At 36.2% G+C, this 18,830-nt stretch carries 17 protein-coding genes and 1 pseudogene; 13 read left to right on the top strand and 5 right to left on the bottom strand.

Annotation, left to right across the window (positions count from 1 at the left end; all coding sequences use genetic code 11):
* The 4 genes from LDB17_RS14150 to LDB17_RS14135 all read left to right on the top strand — a co-directional run.
* The coding region (locus tag LDB17_RS14150) for a TolB family protein (protein ID WP_393925102.1) at nucleotides 1-721 on the top strand (721 nt) is incomplete at its 5' end.
* Between the two features lie 5 nt (nucleotides 722-726).
* Nucleotides 727-1,428, top strand: a complete 702-nt coding sequence (locus LDB17_RS14145; RefSeq protein WP_252636535.1) for a porin family protein — start codon at nucleotides 727-729, stop codon at nucleotides 1,426-1,428.
* 112 nt (nucleotides 1,429-1,540) lie between these two features.
* Nucleotides 1,541-2,593, top strand: coding sequence for an AI-2E family transporter (locus LDB17_RS14140; RefSeq protein ID WP_252636536.1), 1,053 nt, complete (start codon nucleotides 1,541-1,543; stop codon nucleotides 2,591-2,593).
* A 10-nt stretch (nucleotides 2,594-2,603) separates the two neighbouring features.
* Complete coding sequence (locus tag LDB17_RS14135) at nucleotides 2,604-3,770, top strand: esterase (RefSeq protein ID WP_393925101.1); 1,167 nt, start codon at nucleotides 2,604-2,606, stop codon at nucleotides 3,768-3,770.
* Between the two features lie 40 nt (nucleotides 3,771-3,810).
* On the opposite strand, the gene LDB17_RS14130 is transcribed toward LDB17_RS14135, so the two are convergent.
* Nucleotides 3,811-5,274: an alpha-amylase gene (locus tag LDB17_RS14130; protein WP_252636538.1), complete on the bottom strand. Its 1,464-nt coding sequence runs from the start codon at nucleotides 5,272-5,274 to the stop codon at nucleotides 3,811-3,813.
* A 163-nt stretch (nucleotides 5,275-5,437) separates the two neighbouring features.
* The gene (locus LDB17_RS14125) at nucleotides 5,438-7,981 is read right to left on the bottom strand and encodes a S9 family peptidase (protein ID WP_252636539.1); all 2,544 of its coding nucleotides are present in this window, start codon (nucleotides 7,979-7,981) and stop codon (nucleotides 5,438-5,440) included.
* A gap of 182 nt (nucleotides 7,982-8,163) precedes the next feature.
* On the opposite strand from LDB17_RS14125, the gene LDB17_RS14120 reads away from it, so the two are divergent.
* Complete coding sequence (locus LDB17_RS14120; protein ID WP_252636540.1) at nucleotides 8,164-9,111, top strand: hypothetical protein; 948 nt, start codon at nucleotides 8,164-8,166, stop codon at nucleotides 9,109-9,111.
* A 107-nt stretch (nucleotides 9,112-9,218) separates the two neighbouring features.
* Here the strand turns inward: LDB17_RS14120 and LDB17_RS14115 are convergent, their stop codons facing one another.
* From LDB17_RS14115 to LDB17_RS14105, 3 genes and pseudogenes are all read right to left on the bottom strand, one after another.
* Complete coding sequence (locus tag LDB17_RS14115; RefSeq protein ID WP_252636541.1) at nucleotides 9,219-9,596, bottom strand: NTF2 fold immunity protein; 378 nt, start codon at nucleotides 9,594-9,596, stop codon at nucleotides 9,219-9,221.
* A 124-nt stretch (nucleotides 9,597-9,720) separates the two neighbouring features.
* Nucleotides 9,721-10,272: pseudogene (locus LDB17_RS14110) on the bottom strand (glycerophosphodiester phosphodiesterase); the annotation flags it as partial.
* Nucleotides 10,273-10,284: 12 nt separating this feature from the next.
* Entirely contained in the window at nucleotides 10,285-10,728 is a 444-nt protein-coding gene (locus tag LDB17_RS14105) for a hypothetical protein (RefSeq protein ID WP_393925100.1), read from the bottom strand.
* 256 nt (nucleotides 10,729-10,984) lie between these two features.
* Between LDB17_RS14105 and kbl the strand changes: the two genes are divergently transcribed.
* The 8 genes from kbl to LDB17_RS14065 all read left to right on the top strand — a co-directional run bounded on the left by kbl (nucleotide 10,985) and on the right by LDB17_RS14065 (nucleotide 18,475).
* On the top strand, nucleotides 10,985-12,181 hold the full coding sequence (kbl, locus tag LDB17_RS14100) for a glycine C-acetyltransferase (protein ID WP_252636543.1): 1,197 nt from the start codon (nucleotides 10,985-10,987) through the stop codon (nucleotides 12,179-12,181).
* A gap of 61 nt (nucleotides 12,182-12,242) precedes the next feature.
* On the top strand, nucleotides 12,243-13,205 hold the full coding sequence (locus LDB17_RS14095) for an NAD-dependent epimerase/dehydratase family protein (protein WP_252636544.1): 963 nt from the start codon (nucleotides 12,243-12,245) through the stop codon (nucleotides 13,203-13,205).
* A gap of 157 nt (nucleotides 13,206-13,362) precedes the next feature.
* Nucleotides 13,363-13,968 carry a hypothetical protein gene (locus tag LDB17_RS14090; protein ID WP_252636545.1) on the top strand — a complete coding sequence of 202 codons (606 nt, stop codon included), beginning with the start codon at nucleotides 13,363-13,365 and terminating at the stop codon, nucleotides 13,966-13,968.
* Nucleotides 13,969-13,970: 2 nt separating this feature from the next.
* The gene (locus tag LDB17_RS14085; protein WP_252636546.1) at nucleotides 13,971-14,270 is read left to right on the top strand and encodes a transcriptional regulator; all 300 of its coding nucleotides are present in this window, start codon (nucleotides 13,971-13,973) and stop codon (nucleotides 14,268-14,270) included.
* Between the two features lie 64 nt (nucleotides 14,271-14,334).
* Nucleotides 14,335-15,669 (top strand): cell envelope integrity protein CreD, encoded by a 1,335-nt coding sequence (creD, locus tag LDB17_RS14080; RefSeq protein ID WP_252636547.1) that lies wholly within the window; start codon nucleotides 14,335-14,337, stop codon nucleotides 15,667-15,669.
* Between the two features lie 367 nt (nucleotides 15,670-16,036).
* A complete protein-coding gene (locus tag LDB17_RS14075; protein ID WP_252636548.1) occupies nucleotides 16,037-16,615 on the top strand; it encodes a PspC domain-containing protein in 579 nt (192 codons plus the stop codon).
* Nucleotides 16,616-16,624: 9 nt separating this feature from the next.
* Complete coding sequence (locus tag LDB17_RS14070; protein WP_006842604.1) at nucleotides 16,625-16,960, top strand: PadR family transcriptional regulator; 336 nt, start codon at nucleotides 16,625-16,627, stop codon at nucleotides 16,958-16,960.
* A gap of 12 nt (nucleotides 16,961-16,972) precedes the next feature.
* On the top strand, nucleotides 16,973-18,475 hold the full coding sequence (locus LDB17_RS14065; protein WP_252636549.1) for a PspC domain-containing protein: 1,503 nt from the start codon (nucleotides 16,973-16,975) through the stop codon (nucleotides 18,473-18,475).
* Nucleotides 18,476-18,830: the final 355 nt, after the last annotated feature.

Genomic DNA, 18,830 nt, shown 5'->3' with positions numbered 1-18,830 from the left:
AATATATAAACTATCTGCATCGGGAGGCGAACCGCAATTAATAGATACCGGCTTTGCAAACCAATGTAATAATGACCATTTACTTTCTCCCAATGGAAAGTGGCTTGCAGTAAGCCATCGTTCATTACCTCAAGGGAGACCTACTATTTTTATACTCCCCGCTGAAGGTGGTACTCCCAGACAAGTGACGCCATCAGCTCCGAGTTATCTGCACGGGTGGAGTCCTGATGGAAAATCACTGACATATTGTGCAAACCGAAACGGAGAAATGGATGTATATACTATAAATATAGATGGAATGAATGAGACTCGTCTTACTTTCTCAGAAGGATTGAATGACGGGCCGGAATACACCCCCGATGGTAAATACATCTGGTTCAACTCAGTACGCACCGGATTGATGCAACTATGGAGAATGAAAACAGACGGTTCGGAACAGACTCAAATGACTTTTGATGAAGATCGCAACTCATGGTTTCCTCATATCTCACCCGATGGCAAACATGTAGTTTATATAGCATACAAAAAAGGTGATCTTGAACCTCATGAGCATCTACGCTACAAAAATGTAGAGATTCGCATAATGCCGGCTACAGGAGGCAAACCTCAGACATTAATAAAACTTTTTGGAGGTCAAGGAACATTCAATGTCAATTCTTGGTCGCAAGACAGTAAATGCTTTGCTTATGTAAGATACAAAACAGAACTTAACTCTAAATAACGAATATGAAATCTATTAAACTTTTATTACTTGCAATACTACTTTTAGTAGGGAATTATATTGCGGCACAAAGCTCTCCATTCTCTTTTACTATCAATGCCGGAGGAAGTCTTTCCGATATGCGGGTAAAGGGTAGTTCCACCGATTCAAAATATGGATTCCGTGGAGGTGTAGGTCTGGAAATGAATCTCCCTAATAATTTATTTTTGCAAACAGGATTGGATTTTGCTATGAAAGGAGCAAATTCGAATTCAATGGCAGTCGGAGACATTAACGGAGATGGCTATTCTCCTGATTTTTATATGGCAGAAGAAAAGGTGAGAGCTTCATATCTTGTCTTGCCCATTAAAGCAGGCTACAGACTTAATGTGTCAAGGGAGGTACGCCTTAATTTTGCTTTTGGCTCATATCTTGGCTACGGTATTGGTGGAAAATATAAAGCAAAAGAAGCCCTAAAAATGGCTCTACCGGGCGATAGAGAATTATCGAATGGTACTTATACCGAATATTCAGAGTACGAATATGACACTTTTTCTAGCGAAACACTGAAACGCTTCGACATGGGATTAGCCGGATCTGCAGGAGTAGAATGTAAACGTATATTACTGAACTTTGGTTACGAACATGGTTTGATTAATTACTCCAGAGGGAGTGCTTCGTCATATAACAGTGCTTTGTTTTTAACTTTAGGTTATCGGATATTTTGAATTCAGAAATAATACAAGACTAGGATTTGATTAAAAATATTTTTTGATTTATAAGATTCAATGCTGTATAATTATTTTATAGATTTGTAGATTAATAATTACACCTGAACAGATGGAAAACATTAAAGCTCAGTACTGGAAGTATTCTCTTATAATACTTATTCTTTTCATAGCCGTTGTTCTGTTCCGAGAACTTGCACCATTTATGAGTGGAGTACTGGGAGCATCCACTATCTATGTTATGGTAAGAGGGCAAATGAGATACCTTACGCAGAAAAAGAATTGGGGACGGGCTTTATCTGCTATTCTTATTGTTATCGAGGCCATATTATGTTTTCTTATCCCCATTTCTGTAGCAGTATGGTTATTAGTCGGGGAACTTAACAATATAAATCTTGACCCGTCGTCTTACTTATCTGGAATACAACATTTCAATGAGTTAATCCAACAAAAGACAGGTTACAATGTACTTAGTTCAGAAAACTTAATAAGCGCAGCATCTTATTTACCTAAAATAGGTCAGATATTACTAGATAGTGTCAGCAGTTTTATCATCAATTCTCTGGTACTTGTCTTTGTGCTTTATTTTATGTTAATCGGTGGTGAACGAATGGAGAAATATCTTTTCTCACTCCTTCCTTTCGATGATGATAATAAAAAGAGTGTTATACATTCTGTGAAAATGATGGTAACATCAAATGCTATCGGAATACCTCTATTAGCTATAATACAAGGTGTTGTTGCCACAATCGGATACATTATATTTGATGCGCCCAGCCCTATTCTGTTCGGATTCCTCACATGTTTTGCTACGATTATACCATTAATTGGCACATCACTGATATGGTTCCCGCTGGCTGTCTATTTAGCACTAACCGGCGATTGGTTTAATGCCATTGGCTTAGCTATATACGCTCTGATCGTAATATCCAACTCCGACAATCTGATCCGTTTTATATTACAAAAGAAAATGGCAGATACGCATCCATTAATAACTGTATTCGGTGTTATAATCGGTCTTACATTATTTGGTTTTTGGGGTGTAATATTCGGACCATTGTTGCTTTCAGTATTTATCCTTTGCATTGATATTTTCAAAAGAGAGTATTTAGATGAAAAAGACACTGCAATGACTATTGACGATTATAAAGATGATGAAACCTAAATTTATAAACATGAAAAGAACTTTTTTATTTACCATTACTTTAATCATATCAATGGTATATATCCATGCACAACAGGCATTAGGTGAGGGTTCGGACATTATTTCCCCGGAAGTACACAGTAACAACACTGTTACATTCCGTCTATATGCTCCGAATGCAAACACGGTAGAAATCACCGGAGACTGGATTCCTCGAGATAATTGGAAGCCGGGAATGGTAAGCCTTACTAAAGACGCAAAAGGGCTTTGGTCTTACACGACAGAAGCTTTACCTTCTGATCTTTATAGCTATTCATTCTTTGTAAACGGAGTAGAAACAAAAGACCCTAATAATGTATATCTCAACAGAGATGTAGCTACGGTATCTAATATATTTATAGTAGGTAACGGCAACGGAGATCTGTATAAAGTGCAAAACGTACCTCATGGTTCGGTTACTCGTCGCTGGTACGACTCTCCCGGCAATAATAAAACACGCCGTATTACCATCTATACTCCTCCGGGATATGAAACAGGAAAAGAGAAATACCCGGTTTTATATCTACTGCATGGAATGGGTGGAGATGAAGAAGCATGGATGGCTCTGGGACGAACTTCACAGATCGTAGATAATCTTATTGCTCAAGGCAAGGCTAAACCTATGCTTATCGTGATGTCGAATGGAAATGTATCTCAAGAGGCTGCTCCCGGAGAATCCAGTCTGGGATTCTACAAACCCGTATTCCAGTTACCTCAAACGATGGATGGAAAGATGGAAGAAACATTCCCGGATATAATAAAATTTATAGAAAGCAATTACCGGGTCTACACAGACCGTTCGGAGCGTGCTATAGCTGGTTTATCTATGGGAGGATACCACTCGCTGCATATCTCACGATATTATCCAAACACATTCGACTACATAGGCTTATTTTCTCCTGCGATAAATCCTCCGAATAAGAATTCAAAAGTTTATAGCCATTATTTATTTGTCCTGATAGTGTTCCATCAATATCTTCATAAACTTTATTGGATAGGAATAGGAAAGACCGACTTTTTATACAAAGATGTAGAAGCATTCAGAGCCAAGCTTGATAATATGGGTGCTAAATACACTTATGTAGAATCTGAAGGAGGACACACATGGAGTAACTGGCGTGTATACTTGTCTCAATTTTTACCATTACTATTTAAGTAATTAAAATATAGTATAATTGACGGCTGTAAAAGATGAGGTATTAATATTTTTTACAGCCGTTCGGCTTTTTTACCCACACGGAAAAACGATCCTCTTTAACAGCAAACTCTCCATAACCATAGGTATCTATAGTTATATCATATTCTACATTCCCGGTCAAATCATACCAAACTTCACCACTTCGGTGAATACCAACATTCATCATTTTACGTCCACTCTCGCCATTGGATATAAGTAAAGCCAGACCTGAATCTAAATGATCTGTATCACCCAGTCTCACAAAACCAACAATAGCTACATGATCGAAATAATCAACTTGATGACCGTATGCGTATTTATGTCTCGTTTTTAGTAGTATATCTATCTTTTTTCGATGATTGGGTATTTTACCATTCACACCATAATAGTCTCCATAAAAAATACATGGATACCCATCTTTCATTAATAATATCAAGGCGTATGCAGATGGCTTGAACCAATCTTCAACTTCAGACTCTAACGAACTTCCTTTCTGTGAATCGTGATTATCAACAAAAGTCACACCTAACTCAGGATGCATAATCGACAAAGAGTCTTTCAATAAATTTCTCATATCATACTCTTTTTTCTTTCTGGAAGCATCGTACAGATTATAGTGTAAAGGCACATCAAAAAGATCGATGCTCTTATCCACTGCTTCCAAATAGTTATTTAAAGTATCTACATTGCCACTCCAATATTCGCCTACAGCATAGAAATCTTCGCCTCTGTTCATTCTAACCCACTGGATAAACTGTTTGATAAACTTATCATCCATGTGTTTAATAGCATCCAAACGCATCCCATCAAGATTCAGTTCGTTAGCTACCCATACTCCCCAACGGTTGAGTTCGGTAATGACTGCGGGATGATTCAAATCGATATCGTTGTACATCAAAAAATCATAATTCCCGTGTTCTAAATCTACCCCTCTACTCCAATTCTTATTGTCTCCTATAATGCGAAAAATACCACTTCTCCTTTTTATATCATCGAACCCTACACCCGAAAAGTGATACCAATGCCACTTGAAACTAGAATATTTATCTGCACGTCCAAGAAAATCATACCCCGTCCAAGACTGTATTTCAAACTCATCAGAGATATCACGATTCCTCTCTTCAGGGTCTACCTCTCTAACTATAAACTTTTCAGTATAATCTCCCTCCGCCTTATGATTCATCACAGCATCAAGGTATACTGAAATATTATATTTATGCAGTTCGGAAATCATAGACTTCAACTCTTCCTTCGTTCCATATTTTGTCCTTACCGTATTATTTTGATAGAACTCTCCCAAATCAAAGAGATCATACGTCGCATAACCCTCATCTTGTTGCTCATCAGCTTTGTATGCTGGAGGTATCCAAACAGCAGTAATACCAATTTCATGTAGATGCCCGGCATCTGCACAAAGTTGCTTCCACAGTTTACCGTCATTTGGTAAATTCCATTCGAAGTATTGCATCATCACTCCATTTTTCATAATGTTATAGCTTTATTATGACATACCGAAAGGTAAAGTTACATAATTGTATTCCTTTAATACATTTCTAAACCAAGTAAAACAGTAAGCCTCTTTTTAATAAAATAAAAAAGGATACTGAATTTTCATCAATATCCTCCTTAATATCCTTCTAAACTTACACTTACTTATCCGGGTATAAGGCATTCCACCAAGCAGTATCCTCCTTAAGCCATTTGCTAAACCAAGCCATTATAGAATTATTCCATTCCACCCGTCTTTTATAATTTGCTACTCCATGATTTTCATCTTTTACCTGAATAAATTCAACCGGTTTTCCGAGTATCTTGAGAGCCGTATACATTTGAATACTTTCACCAATAGGAACATTCGTATCAACAGTTCCGTGTGTCAACAAAAGAGGTGTTTTTATTTTATCTGCACTAAACAAAGGACTCTGTTTAACATATAAGTCCGGATTATTCCAAGGATAACTATTGGCACTAGCCCCCGAACTATATGTATAGCCCCAATATCCTTCACCCCAATAACTACTGATAGAACTGATTCCTGCATGCGAAACAGCAGCAGCAAACATGTCAGTTTGAGTTTGAAGGTACATAGTCATAAAACCGCCATACGAAGCTCCGATACAGCCAATCTTCTTATCATTTACAAACGGATGTTCTTTCACAAACTGCTTCGTTCCCTCTATTATATCTTCAGCAGTACGCTTCCCCCAAGCATTAACATGAAGAGCCGAAAACTTCTGTCCAAAGCCGGTAGCACCACTTGGCTGCACAACATAAACAACGTATCCCTGTGAAGCAAACACATGACCGGGATATGGTCCTTCGAATGTACGGGATGTAGGCATAGTACCACCATAATAATAAACAATCATTGGATATTTTTTCGTAGGATCAAAATTCGGCGGCAAGTAGAACATTCCTGTAATCTCTGTTCCGGCTGAATTTGTAAAATTCCAACCCTCAACCTTACCTAATGTCATTTGAGATAATCTCTCTTCATAAGGGTCGGCTATCCGAATCGACTTCTGAGTCTTAAGATCATAGATATAACCCCTGGTAGAGTTAGATACGCTAACACCGGCGTAAATACCTACAAGAGCATTGCCCGCAGTGCTAAATGTACGAATAACTTCTTCGTCTAAAGGGAGTTTCGAAAATACTTTAGTCGAAAGGTTATAAGTATACATATTCACACAGTCTTTGTCTGTTGTGCGAAAGTATATAAGGTTATCTTTTTTATTCCAAAAATAGGCATCAATACTTGGGTTAAAATCTTTAGTTATCGGATCTATCTTTTTCGTTTCTAAATCCATAATGAAAGCCAAAGTATTATAACTATTCGCAACCTGCCCTTCCTCAATATTCAACCCTATTCCATTAAAAGCCTCTCCGGCTCCGGCAACAAGGACTTTCTTCCCATCGGGAGAAAACGATGCGCTATATGCAAAGCTGTCTTTTGTCCATAGAGTATCAACTGTCATAGTTGATAAATCCAGTTTATACATAGAATTTGTACTGAAGGGCCTACTGGTAATAGTCTCTTCTGATATTGAAATCAATAATTGTTTCGAATCTGCACTTATGTCATTCAGCACTGTAGAATGAGAGCCAAATGTCAATTGTTGACTTAGCCCTGTGGCCAAATCATATTTATATATAAAAGACCTGTTTCCATAACCGGATTGACGATCTTCCGGTGACCTTAAAAGCTTCAGATCACTTTTATTTTCAGCTTCTTTCTCAAGCTTGGTATAGAATAGAGTTTTCTCATCAGGCGAAAACATGATACTTTCATCCGGTATGTTCTTTGCGAGAACAGCTTCCTGCAATGTTGCAGGATCTATTGCCCTCAGCTCTGAGCCTGAGTCATCTTTAGAAACATAAAACATTTTCTCGCTCTTGGGCATCCAGGCGAGCTGGCTTTTACGACCGTCGGTATCAATCAAGAGACTACTACGAGTCTTTAGGTTGTATAGCTCAGTCGTTGTAACACTCTTTTCTCCAAATGTTTCTCTATAAGAGAGCAAGGCATATTGTCCTCCTGCTGATAAGCTTACATTTATCACTCGTTTCCCCAGAAGCATGTCTGAGAAGTTTACATTTCGGTTTACAGTATTTGACATTGTAAAATTAGAGACAGAATCAGTTTTTTCGTTTTCTATTTCAATTTTCAAAGTAGGGGGTACTTCATCTTTAGCCGAAGCCAAGAGTTTTATTACGACGCGATTTTGTAATGGATAAGGATTTATTGAAGCTGTTATATCTTTTTTGTCAGACCGAAAAGTTTTTTCTTTTGTTGTTTTTGAAGCAGCCAGCTTTCCGTCAATGTATATCTCCAACATATTAGGACTAGTCACCCTCAATGTTCCCTTCGCATATCTATCTGAAGTAATATAAAATGATATCAATTGCAAAGAGAAGGCTCCATCCTGTGGTTTTTCGGGATATAAAAAACCATCACTATCGGCTTTCAGTGGCCTTACAAAAGCAGACTGCTCTGGTATTGAAATCGACATTTTTAGCAAATCTGATTCAGAAAACTTTTCTCCTTTCAAGTTTACACTATCAATCTTTAGTGGGTTTACGATTGTTACCGGAGGGGTGGTATATGCCTGTAATAAGCTCTCTTTTTTCTGCCCAAACAAAGTGACTGCAACAATCAAATTGAGCAATAGAATAACTGACCTGAACTTCATATCTTTAATTTTAGTGTTTTTATATACTACAAATGTACAAATTATAGAATGAGTTTGTGTCTCTTCATAAATCTGATTTTTGAAATATTTCATATCATACCTTTAACAAATTAGATTACTTTTTAATATTATATTTATTATCTTTGTGTGTCTAATAGTAAAGCCTAAACAAAACTAAGAAAATGAAATTCTCCTCTTATGTAATATCTAGTATAATACTTATTATCATATGCTTATCCTGCTCGGATGAATCAATAAGATTATATCATCCTCCGCAAGAAGATCCTGAACCTGAGCCCGAAATACCTGAATATTATTGGTTATTAAAAACAGTTACTTACCCTGAAGATAATCCGGGTTTTTCTTTTCGTTATAGTCAGGAATTTACATATACAGATAATGATTTGATGAAAACGATACAAAGTTCTAACATCAAAGATTCTGCAATAGTAGTAGACTATATAAGCGACAGAAAAATATCATATTCCAGATTAATAAAACAAAGCGAGTCTACAATATATTATGATAGCTTGTTAGTCTTTCGTAATGATAAAAAGCAAGCTGAATATGCTTTACATGTAAGATACACAGAAAGAACATCAAACGGAAAGGTCTCAAAGCAGGTAGCTATCAACGACTCTACCACATTTATTTATGACGATGGGGGATATATCAAACAGCTTGATCATTATGATAAGACAGGCGTTACCTCATCTTTGAATTATACGGAAAACTACACTATTAAGGATGGAAATATAACAGAGATCACAACATCTAAAGGATACAGGTTTGTGTATACATACGATGATAAGGAATACGCAGCACCATCGGACTATTGCTATGAAATGCCACGCAATACGTTCAATATGGCAAGTACATGTTGGCTAATGGCAAGCCTTCCGTTTCTGTCGGAGCATATGGGGACAAAAAATAAAAACAATATTATCCAAGCAGAAATTATCCAAATGGAAGGGGAAAGAAAGTATGCTGATATAAAATACAATTATACTTTTGACGAAAACAACCTTGTTTCTCAAATCGTGATGTCTGGAACAACAAAGTATAACAAAACATTTGAGAATTATATAACTTCATTCTCATACATTCAAAAAGAGAAAAAGAAAAATTAAAAAGATATATAAATTCCCCCTGATTGCAAGGAATGAGGACAGAGAAGACATTCTATTTTCATCACCCAATTAGGTCAAGGCTAAGGGAAAGAGCCATATCCAGAAAGTTACTTCCCATGAGAAAGGTGGACTATCTTTCCTGTTATTTTATTTATTTTAATTTCTGAAACACCACCTTTTCCTCCATCTTTTGATGAGCCGACAACTGTCCATATATTATTTTCAAGACTTACCAATAACGGTTTTTCGGCATCGACTATTTCTGCTCCATATATTACCTTCAATTCAGATTCAGCTCTTTGTAAAACGCTTTCTATAGTGGGATAGACTGAACTATCAACAGTCAATGATTGAAACTTAACAGGAGTTTCTTCAACGGAAGTCAGACCTTGGCTTCTTAGAGATTTACTTTTGAAGTGATATAGAGGAATAGATATAATAAGTCCAATTAGACATACAGCGAATACAGATGATCGGTTACTCATAATTTCTAGAATTAACGATTAATATTCAATACTCTTTATTTAGTAGAGAATTATCAGTTTGATTTTTCATAAAAAAAAACGCTGAAAATATTTTCAGCGTTTCTAATCAATATGCTTTTTTCCTTTATTTTTCTAATAATCTAAGAAGCAATTCCGGCTCATCGGTTGTGATGAAATCCAGTTTTAATTTCAGCATTGTTTGCATATCTTCTTCTTTATTCACCGTCCAAGCATTAGTAAGCAAACCCATTGACTTCGCCTCATCAGCTAATTTGGAATCTTTTTGAAATAATGAATAATGGAAATCAATTCCATCTATATTTGCTGCTTTTAACTCTTCCAAGCTTTTATCCGATCCTAAATAAAGTACTTTTGCTGCAGGATCTAATTCTTTAACTCGAGTAAGATATTGCATACCGAAAGATATATAATCTACCCATGCCTGAGCTTTCATCCGATGTACTAAATGCACAACAGAGTCGGCGATAGCCTTTCCTTTATTTGTTCCTTTTATTTCTATGATTAGTTTTGTTTTATTTTGTGTTTTTATATAGTTGATATACTCTTCTAGAGTTGGTACAAAATCTCCATTCTTCAATGCTACAGCAGACAATTCTGCAGCTGTAGTTGATTCAACATCCTTCCCTCCTATCGAAGGATCGTGTGAGAGTACAACAACATCGTCTGATTACATCCATACATCCAGCTCTGAACCTTCACAACCTATTTCTACGGCATGCTTCAATGAACTCATCGAATTATGGCTAAAATCACGATCTTTCCAAGCTCCTCTGTGAGCAATCACTTTGTTATGCAAAAACTCATCTTTTACCAACTCAAATGATTTTTCGTTCTTTCCTTCTTTTAATATTATCTTATAAGATATAGGCGAATTTGCAGTTAGCTGTTTTCCTTTTTTTAGCTTTATATTTTTTTCTTTATCGATTTCAAATAACCCGGAAGGATCTTTTAATGTAATTTTTTCATTTCCTGTTGAAATGACTTTTCCTACAACAGCACCCTTATTATTTAGCGGGATAGTATAATTATCCAATACAAGAAGTTGGTTCTGAGAGTATGTATGGATAAAACAAACACTTAGTAATACGAATAACAAAATAACTTTTTTCATAATAAAAATCTCATCTTTTATATTGATTTGTAAAGATACCAATAATCTTTTTTTCGCTGAAAGTTTAAATTGGATATATTGTACAATAAGCCCTCTTTTTGCTTATCACGCCTACAATCTCAAACAGAAGTGCGCTCTACTGAGTTAAAGGATAAGATAGAGATACTAATAATGACATTGAGGACACTATTTTTAAACATTATGACACTTTTAGTTAGTAGCATTTTATTACCTTTGTTTCAAAAATATAATTATCATGAGCACTTATTCTGGTTTTCAAAAGCACCTACAAAACGAATTAGCTGACATTCAGTCAGCAGGATTATATAAGAACGAACGCATAATTGTATCACCTCAGGGTGCTGCAATCAAAGTAAATACCGGACAAGAAGTCCTTAATTTCTGCGCAAATAATTATCTGGGATTATCTAACAATAAGGAACTTATACAAGCAGCCAAAGATGCTATGGACGAACGTGGATTTGGCGTTTCTTCCGTGCGGTTTATTTGCGGAACACAAGACCTGCACAAACAATTGGAAGCAGCTATTACTAAATTCTTCGGCACAGAAGATTCAATTTTATATGCAGCTTGCTTCGATGCCAACGGCGGAGTGTTCGAACCCCTTTTGAACGAACAAGATGCAATTATATCCGATTCTTTAAACCACGCTTCAATAATAGATGGAGTACGTTTATGTAAGGCTGTACGGTATCGTTATGCAAACGCAGATATGGCTGATCTGGAAAAACAATTGCAAGCAGCCCAAGCCCAACGTTTTCGAATAATAGTGACCGATGGAGTTTTCTCAATGGATGGCAATGTGGCTCCGATGGATAAAATATATGAGCTGGCACAAAAGTATGATGCAATGATTATGATCGACGAATCGCACTCTGCCGGAGTGGTGGGCAAAACAGGACGCGGAACAACCGAACTGTTTAATCTTCGTGGGAAAGTAGAAATCATTACAGGCACGCTTGGCAAATCCTTCGGTGGAGCTATTGGCGGTTTTACTACAGGAAAGAAAGAAATCATCGACATGTTGCGCCAACGTTCCCGCCCTTATTTATTTTCAAACTCTATTCCTCCGGCTATAGCTGCAGCAGGTATTAAAATGTTTGAAATGATGGATCGCACAAATGAGTTGCAAGACAAGCTGCATGCCAACACCGACTACTTTGTAGAAAAAATGAAAGCAGCAGGGTTTGACATCAAACCTACTCAGTCTTCTATCTGTGCCGTAATGCTCTATGATGCAAAACTATCGCAGGATATGGCTGCAAAATTATTAGACGAAGGTATTTATGTTACAGGCTTCTACTATCCTGTTGTACCTAAAGATTTAGCTCGTATCCGTGTGCAAATATCAGCAGGACACGAAAAAGAACATCTCGATAAATGTATCGCCGCATTTACGAAGGTAGGAAAAGAACTGGGCGTTATTAAGTAAGTGGAATATTGAAACAAGATACAACTAAACAATCACCCTTTTACAATCAGATTTTTCTTTTATGAAAAACATTCTTATCGTAGGCAGTACGGGCCAGATAGGCTCGGAATTAAGTATTAAATTACGCTCTATTTATGGAGAGAGTAATGTTATCTGCGGATATTACAAACCTCCTTTTCCTGAAAACTTTTTCGAATCGGGCCCTACTGTAGAAATAGATGCTACAGACAAACAGCAAATAGCTGACGCAGTAAAAAAATACAAAATTGATACTATTTACAATCTGGCAGCAATATTATCAGCTACAGCCGAAAAAAATCCTAAGTTAGGGTGGGATGTCGGAGTAAATAGCTTGATGAATTGCCTCGATGTAGCACGCGAGTTTGGTTGTGCCGTTTTTACTCCCAGTTCTATAGGTGCTTTCGGTCCTAACACACCAAAAGACAAGACACCTCAAGACACTATCCAACGTCCGAATACAGTGTATGGAATTACAAAAGTAATGGGTGAACTGCTTAGCGACTATTATTATACCAGATGGGGAGTAGACACTCGCTCGGTACGTTTTCCGGGTATTATATCCAACCTTACTCATCCCGGTGGAGGTACAACCGATTATGCCGTTGAGATATATTACAATGCAGTAAGAGAGGAAAAATTTATATGTCCTCTGAAGCCGGGAACATTTATGGATATGATGTATATGCCCGATGCCCTAAATGCAGCAATAAATATAATGGAAGCCGACCCTGCAAAACTTATCCACCGAAACTCGTTTAATATTGCATCTATGAGCTTCGACCCGGAAATGATCTATACAGCAATAAAAAAACATTATCCTAGCTTCGTAATGGAATACGAAGTAGACCCTCTAAAACAAGCTATAGCAGATTCATGGCCAAACTCACTTGACGACACTTGCGCCCGTCACGAATGGGGATGGCGTCCTGAATATGATCTGGAGAAAATGACTGCTGATATGATAAAAGTTTTGAAGGAAAGAGAAGTGTTTTTAAACGCCTAACATAGAGAACTCGTTTAGAGATAATTAAAACTTACCCCCCTGCTTATACAAGATGCTAAGCAGGGGGGGTTTCATTCTCGGTCTCTATAAAAAATTTCGGTTATTTTGTTGCACAATCAAAATATATCATATTACTTTGTATTTCAAAGTAAATATTATGGATACAAATTTAGATGATATAAAACACATACGTTCCATGATGGAACGTTCGAGCAAATTCTTATCGATCAGCGGTATGTCTGGTGTTATGGCAGGTACATTTGCTATATTGGGTGCTATATCGGCTTATTTTGTATTGATAGGCGAATTTACTTTTACAGGGAATCTTCTATATGATCTTATTTTAATTGCCACGGTTGTACTTATTAGTGCTGTTGCAGTGGGATTATATTTCTCAGCCGGCAAGGCTAAAAAAAGAAATTCAAAACTTTGGATGCCTGTAACATTAGAGATAGCTAAAGATTTTAGCGTGCCATTAGTATCAGGAGGTCTATTATCCATTATCCTTATTTACAAAGATGTTTACTTTATGGTAGCACCGTGCATGCTCATCTTTTACGGACTAGGGCTCATAGCTGCCGGTTCTCGCACATTCCGTGATGTAAAGGTATTAGGAGCATGCGAAATAATATTGGGATTGGCTGCAGCTATAACTGTAGGCTACGATCTTATATTTTGGGGAATAGGTTTTGGTGTTTTACATATTGTATATGGTATACTAATTCATTACAAATATGATGTAAAATCAGAGAAAAACGGTTGATTATGAAAGATATTATATCAGGATTGAATAAAATCTTCGACAGCCGTATCCGCTTAGGTATAATGTCGGTGCTAATGGTAAATGACAGTGTAGACTTCAATACAATGAAAGAGCTGCTTGACGTTACCGACGGAAATCTGGCCAGTCACTTGAAGGCTTTAGAAAAAGAGGAAGTAATTGAAGTAAGAAAACAATTTTTGGGAAGGAAGCCCAATACATCTTACAAGGTGACACCTCTGGGAAAGAAACTCTTTAAAGAACATATAGACGCTCTCGAGCGATTACTTAATCCTCTGTCGTAATTTTTTTTATTTACAAACTTTGAATTTCAAAGAACTTTTAAACATGTTATTAATTTAATTATTTATGAAAACAAAATTCGATATCGGAGTGAACATGATCTTTGTAAAAGTCATTGTTGTTACAGTTTTAATTGCCGTTATGCTATTACCGATCAATCTGATAAGATCACTCGTTGAAGAACGCGAAGGGAATCAGAAAGCAGTTCAAGACGAAATAAGCCAGAAATGGAGTGGGATTCAAACTATATCTGGTCCTGTATTGGTACTCCCTGTACAGAGTGGAACTGATAAAAATCAAAATGTAATTACCAATTATGCTTATTTCCTTCCCGACAGCTTCAATGTTGAAGGAAATATAAAAACAGAAGAACGCTCTCGCACACTCTTCAAGACATTACTATATCAGTCTAATTTGCATGTAAGTGGAACATTCTCTCTACCGGACTATGCTAAGTTAAACATAAAACCCGAGCAAGGAATGTGGGATAAAGCTTTCGTCCTGATTGGTATTACGTATCTGCAAGGGATTAAGAATAAAATTGTATTTAATGTAAATGGAAAGCCACAGATCGTTCAACCGGGCATTAAGATCAATTCTTTTGTAAGTTCGGGAGTGACAGTTGAAACACCTTTAGATCCCGCTATCAACAATTACGATTTCAATTTCGAACTGGCTCTTAATGGAAGCGAAGGATTATACTTCAACCCTGTGGGAAAGGAAAGTACAATACACCTAAAATCACCATGGAATACTGTATCTTTTGATGGCAACTTCTTACCGACAGAACGCACCGTGAATAAAGACGGCTTTGATGCTAAGTGGAATATATTCGATTACAATCGCAATTATGTACAAATGTGGATTGGCGATAATGACGTATTAAAATCATCTGCCTTAGGTTTAGATATGAAATTCCCGGTTGATAAATACCAGATGACAATGCGTTCGGTAAAATATGCAATCATGTTTATAGTATTCACTTTTGTTGTGTTTTTCTTAGTTGAACTTCTTAGCCGAAAAAGGATTCACCCCGTACAATATTTATTGGTAAGCAGTGGGCTCGTTATATTCTATGTACTATTACTTGGGATATCGGAGCACCTCAGTTTTGGCTTATCATATCTGATCTCGAGTTCTGCAACCACTATCCTCATTTCCTTATATTCAATAACAATGTTTCGCAGCACCAAACAGGCAGGTATGATGGGGCTATTCCTTGCGGGACTATATACCTATCTGTATATAGTATTACAGTTAGAAAACCTCTCTTTGCTATTCGGAGCTATTGGGCTGTTTATAGCATTAGCTATCGTAATGTTTGTATTGAGAAGAGTAAATTGGTACAATGATGATAATAAATCAGACCAAATAGCAGACGAGGATTCTAATCATAATTAAAAGATGAAAATAGTAGTATAAATTAAGTTGAAGATAAAACTGGACCTGTCTCCTATTTTCGCTGACATACCCAACTCTTTAACCCGTGTGAGTAAGATATATAGTATCTCACTAACACGGCTTTCTTTATTATTCATATATCATTTTTTCAATAATGAACAAACAAAATAATTAATTAAAGTTAATTATTCAATGACACAAAACACATAAAAAGCTATATATCAACAACATAAACAAAATACACAATTTACCCATAAGTACTATGCATTGCATAGTACTTATATTTATTTATATATTTGCATTACAAACAACATTGTATAGGATAATATTAGGTAATAGAATACAAAAAAAACAAATAGTCTAAAATATGAAAAAGGTTATTGAAGTAAGTATAGGAGGCATCAATTTCACAATGGAAGACGATGCATATTTCAGATTAAAAGATTATCTGAAACGATTCGAAGAAACTATTCCTGACAAACAGGAAGCTCGTGAAGTAATGGAAGATGTTGAAGCTCGTGTAGCTGAGATATTGCAAAAAGAAATAAAATATTCAAATCAAGTTGTAGACATGAAACAAGTACAAACAGTAATAGACCATTTAGGCGAAGTAGACTCTAAATCGTCAGAACAGGAAACTGAATATAAAAATTATAAAAGCTCAGATAAAGAATATACAAGAGGAGATAAACGCATGTATAGAGATATTGACGAAAAAATGGTATCAGGTGTATGTAGTGGTTTAGCGCTATACCTTGGCATCGACGTAACTATCATCAGGGTGATTTTTGCAGCTACTTCTTTCTTGTATGGTACAGCCATCCTTGTATACTGTGTTCTTTGGATTGTAATGCCTAGAGCTATAAGTGTAGCTCAGAAGCTGGAGCTGAGAGGTTATGCTCCGACAGCCGAAAACATTAGAAGATTTACATCACAACACAAATAAATGAATAATATGGAAACTATAAATGTAGACAATATAAAAGCTCAGATGCGTAAGGGCATATTAGAATATTGTATCCTCAGTATTCTATCTAAAGGAGACGCATACGTATCAGATATAATAAATGAACTGAAAGATTCGGAGATGATCGTGGTTGAAGGAACATTATATCCGCTGCTTACTCGACAAAAAAATCAAGGGTTACTCTCTTACAGATGGGAAGAATCGACACAAGGGCCACCCCGCAAATATTATGCAATCACAGAAAAAGGAAATGCCGTATTAGGAGAACTAGATGGCGCTTGGACTGATCTGGTAAGAGTAATAGACAATATTAGAAATAAATAAAATCTGATAACAATGAAACCAACAATTAGAGTTAGCATAGGAGGTTTAGCTTTCAATCTCGAAGAAGATGCATTCCGTGTCCTCGACGATTACCTGAAAGCCTTAAGAAGGCATTTTGAAAAAAATTCAGAATCGGGAGAAATCATATCTGACATCGAACTTCGTTTGAGCGAATTATTACAAATGCGTGTAAGCTCGGCTGATGGGGTCGTATCTATGGCGGATGCGTTGGATATTATAAAAATTATGGGAAGCCCAAAAGATTTTGACGATGCACCGCAAGAAGAATACAGAGAAGAAGATTCTGAAAAGAAATCGTTTGGTAAATCAGACTATGCAACCGACGACACACAAGATTTGTTCAAGAAAAAGCTATACAGAGACACTGACAACAAATTTATTGGTGGAGTGTGTAGCGGATTGGGCCACTATTTCAGAATAGACACAACTATCATGCGCCTTATATTCTCGGGAATATTCCTTTTCTTATTATTCTTCATGCACAAAGGCCCCTCATGTATGGTGATAGTGTTGATATATGGTATCCTATGGGCAGTAATGCCTGCGGCTCACTCTTTCAAACAAAAACTATCAATGACCGGATCGGATCCTTCTATTTCAAATATTGAAGAAGACCGTACTCAATCCCGAAAATATAAAGGTAGCTCCTTGGCTTCGGCAATAGGTATTCTTGTGAATGTGTTTATTGGTATTTTAGCTGTAATCTTGTTTCTCATCATCATTGCGATGATTGGTTCCTTTATTTGGTTGTATTTTGACACAACAATCCTAGGTCTGAATAATTATCTTATACTATTAGGATTAAGTTCTATTAATTTAAAGATTGCATTCTTATTAGCATCTTTAATTCCACTAATGGGGCTGCTATCTCTAATGATTAAAATCTTGAAAAGATCTCCATTTACAACTCAGACATTAATAAGTTTTGTTATAGGATTTGTATTATGGTTAGGGGCTTCTTTCTATTTAGGAAATACCGGATTTAAATTCGGATTAAATCATCGTCACACTGCGGAAGCCGTAGAAAGTGTAGATGCAAATACAACCTCAGATTCCCTATACGTAAAATTGGGTAGCGAATATTTAAGCGCAGAATCACAACCGAACAATCCATTTGTTTTATATACCGGATCTTCGGACAACAAAAAGCTGTGTGTGTTACCTTCGATACAAACCAGTGTAGATACAACATTAACCAATTATGTAATTGAAATACATAAGAAGAATTTCGCAGACAACGAAATGACAGCCAAAAGAAAAGTAGAAGATCTGCACTTAGATTACACCCTGACTGATTCTTTATTAACGATTAATCCTACATGGCATACAAATTCAAATCCATGGAGTTTGGAAACGTTTGAGATTGTGATAAAAACGCCACGTGATAAGAAAGTTATAAAAGAATATCCCTTAAACAGATCTTATAAAGATTTCAATATAAATATAAACAGATATGGTTATAATCGTTGTTTTTACAATTTTACTATTGATTGAAGTCATAATAGAACATCTTATATAAAAGATGTATTACCTACTGAATGATAATAGATAATAAGTTTGGTGTTAAGAAATCGGATAAATCTTTTTGTCCGATTTTTTATCGAAAAAGACGCAACATTTTAGCTATTTTTACGTTTAATATATGTACATTTGTAAATTAATATTAATATTAAAGCTGTGAAAGCGAAATTTTTAACATATATCCAATGCCCTTCTATGGTGCTTGTAGGTGGGTTTTCGTCCCCATCACAAGACAGCATAAAGAGACCTATAGAAAAGGCCATCAGTATATATGTTAAAAATTTCGCTTTCACAGCTTTAATATTAATATTAATTTACAAATGTACAT

The sequence above is a fragment of the Dysgonomonas sp. Shenzhen-Wh21 genome (assembly GCF_043392705.1).
Lineage (GTDB): Bacteria > Bacteroidota > Bacteroidia > Bacteroidales > Dysgonomonadaceae > Dysgonomonas.
This window is presented reverse-complemented; position numbering and strand designations above follow the sequence as displayed.

Excerpts from the sequence above, each read along its gene's own strand:
- LDB17_RS14070 (WP_006842604.1), top strand. The coding sequence starts at position 16,625 with ATGGAAACTATAAATGTAGACAATATAAAAGCTCAGATGCGTAAGGGC.
- LDB17_RS14115 (WP_252636541.1), bottom strand. The coding sequence starts at position 9,596 with ATGAGTAACCGATCATCTGTATTCGCTGTATGTCTAATTGGACTTATT.
- LDB17_RS14095 (WP_252636544.1), top strand. The coding sequence starts at position 12,243 with ATGAAAAACATTCTTATCGTAGGCAGTACGGGCCAGATAGGCTCGGAA.
- LDB17_RS14145 (WP_252636535.1), top strand. The coding sequence starts at position 727 with ATGAAATCTATTAAACTTTTATTACTTGCAATACTACTTTTAGTAGGG.
- LDB17_RS14125 (WP_252636539.1), bottom strand. The coding sequence starts at position 7,981 with ATGAAGTTCAGGTCAGTTATTCTATTGCTCAATTTGATTGTTGCAGTC.
- LDB17_RS14135 (WP_393925101.1), top strand. The coding sequence starts at position 2,604 with ATGAAAAGAACTTTTTTATTTACCATTACTTTAATCATATCAATGGTA.
- LDB17_RS14065 (WP_252636549.1), top strand. The coding sequence starts at position 16,973 with ATGAAACCAACAATTAGAGTTAGCATAGGAGGTTTAGCTTTCAATCTC.
- creD (WP_252636547.1), top strand. The coding sequence starts at position 14,335 with ATGAAAACAAAATTCGATATCGGAGTGAACATGATCTTTGTAAAAGTC.
- LDB17_RS14130 (WP_252636538.1), bottom strand. The coding sequence starts at position 5,274 with ATGAAAAATGGAGTGATGATGCAATACTTCGAATGGAATTTACCAAAT.
- LDB17_RS14140 (WP_252636536.1), top strand. The coding sequence starts at position 1,541 with ATGGAAAACATTAAAGCTCAGTACTGGAAGTATTCTCTTATAATACTT.
- LDB17_RS14090 (WP_252636545.1), top strand. The coding sequence starts at position 13,363 with ATGGATACAAATTTAGATGATATAAAACACATACGTTCCATGATGGAA.
- LDB17_RS14085 (WP_252636546.1), top strand. The coding sequence starts at position 13,971 with ATGAAAGATATTATATCAGGATTGAATAAAATCTTCGACAGCCGTATC.
- LDB17_RS14120 (WP_252636540.1), top strand. The coding sequence starts at position 8,164 with ATGAAATTCTCCTCTTATGTAATATCTAGTATAATACTTATTATCATA.
- kbl (WP_252636543.1), top strand. The coding sequence starts at position 10,985 with ATGAGCACTTATTCTGGTTTTCAAAAGCACCTACAAAACGAATTAGCT.
- LDB17_RS14075 (WP_252636548.1), top strand. The coding sequence starts at position 16,037 with ATGAAAAAGGTTATTGAAGTAAGTATAGGAGGCATCAATTTCACAATG.
- LDB17_RS14105 (WP_393925100.1), bottom strand. The coding sequence starts at position 10,728 with ATGAAAAAAGTTATTTTGTTATTCGTATTACTAAGTGTTTGTTTTATC.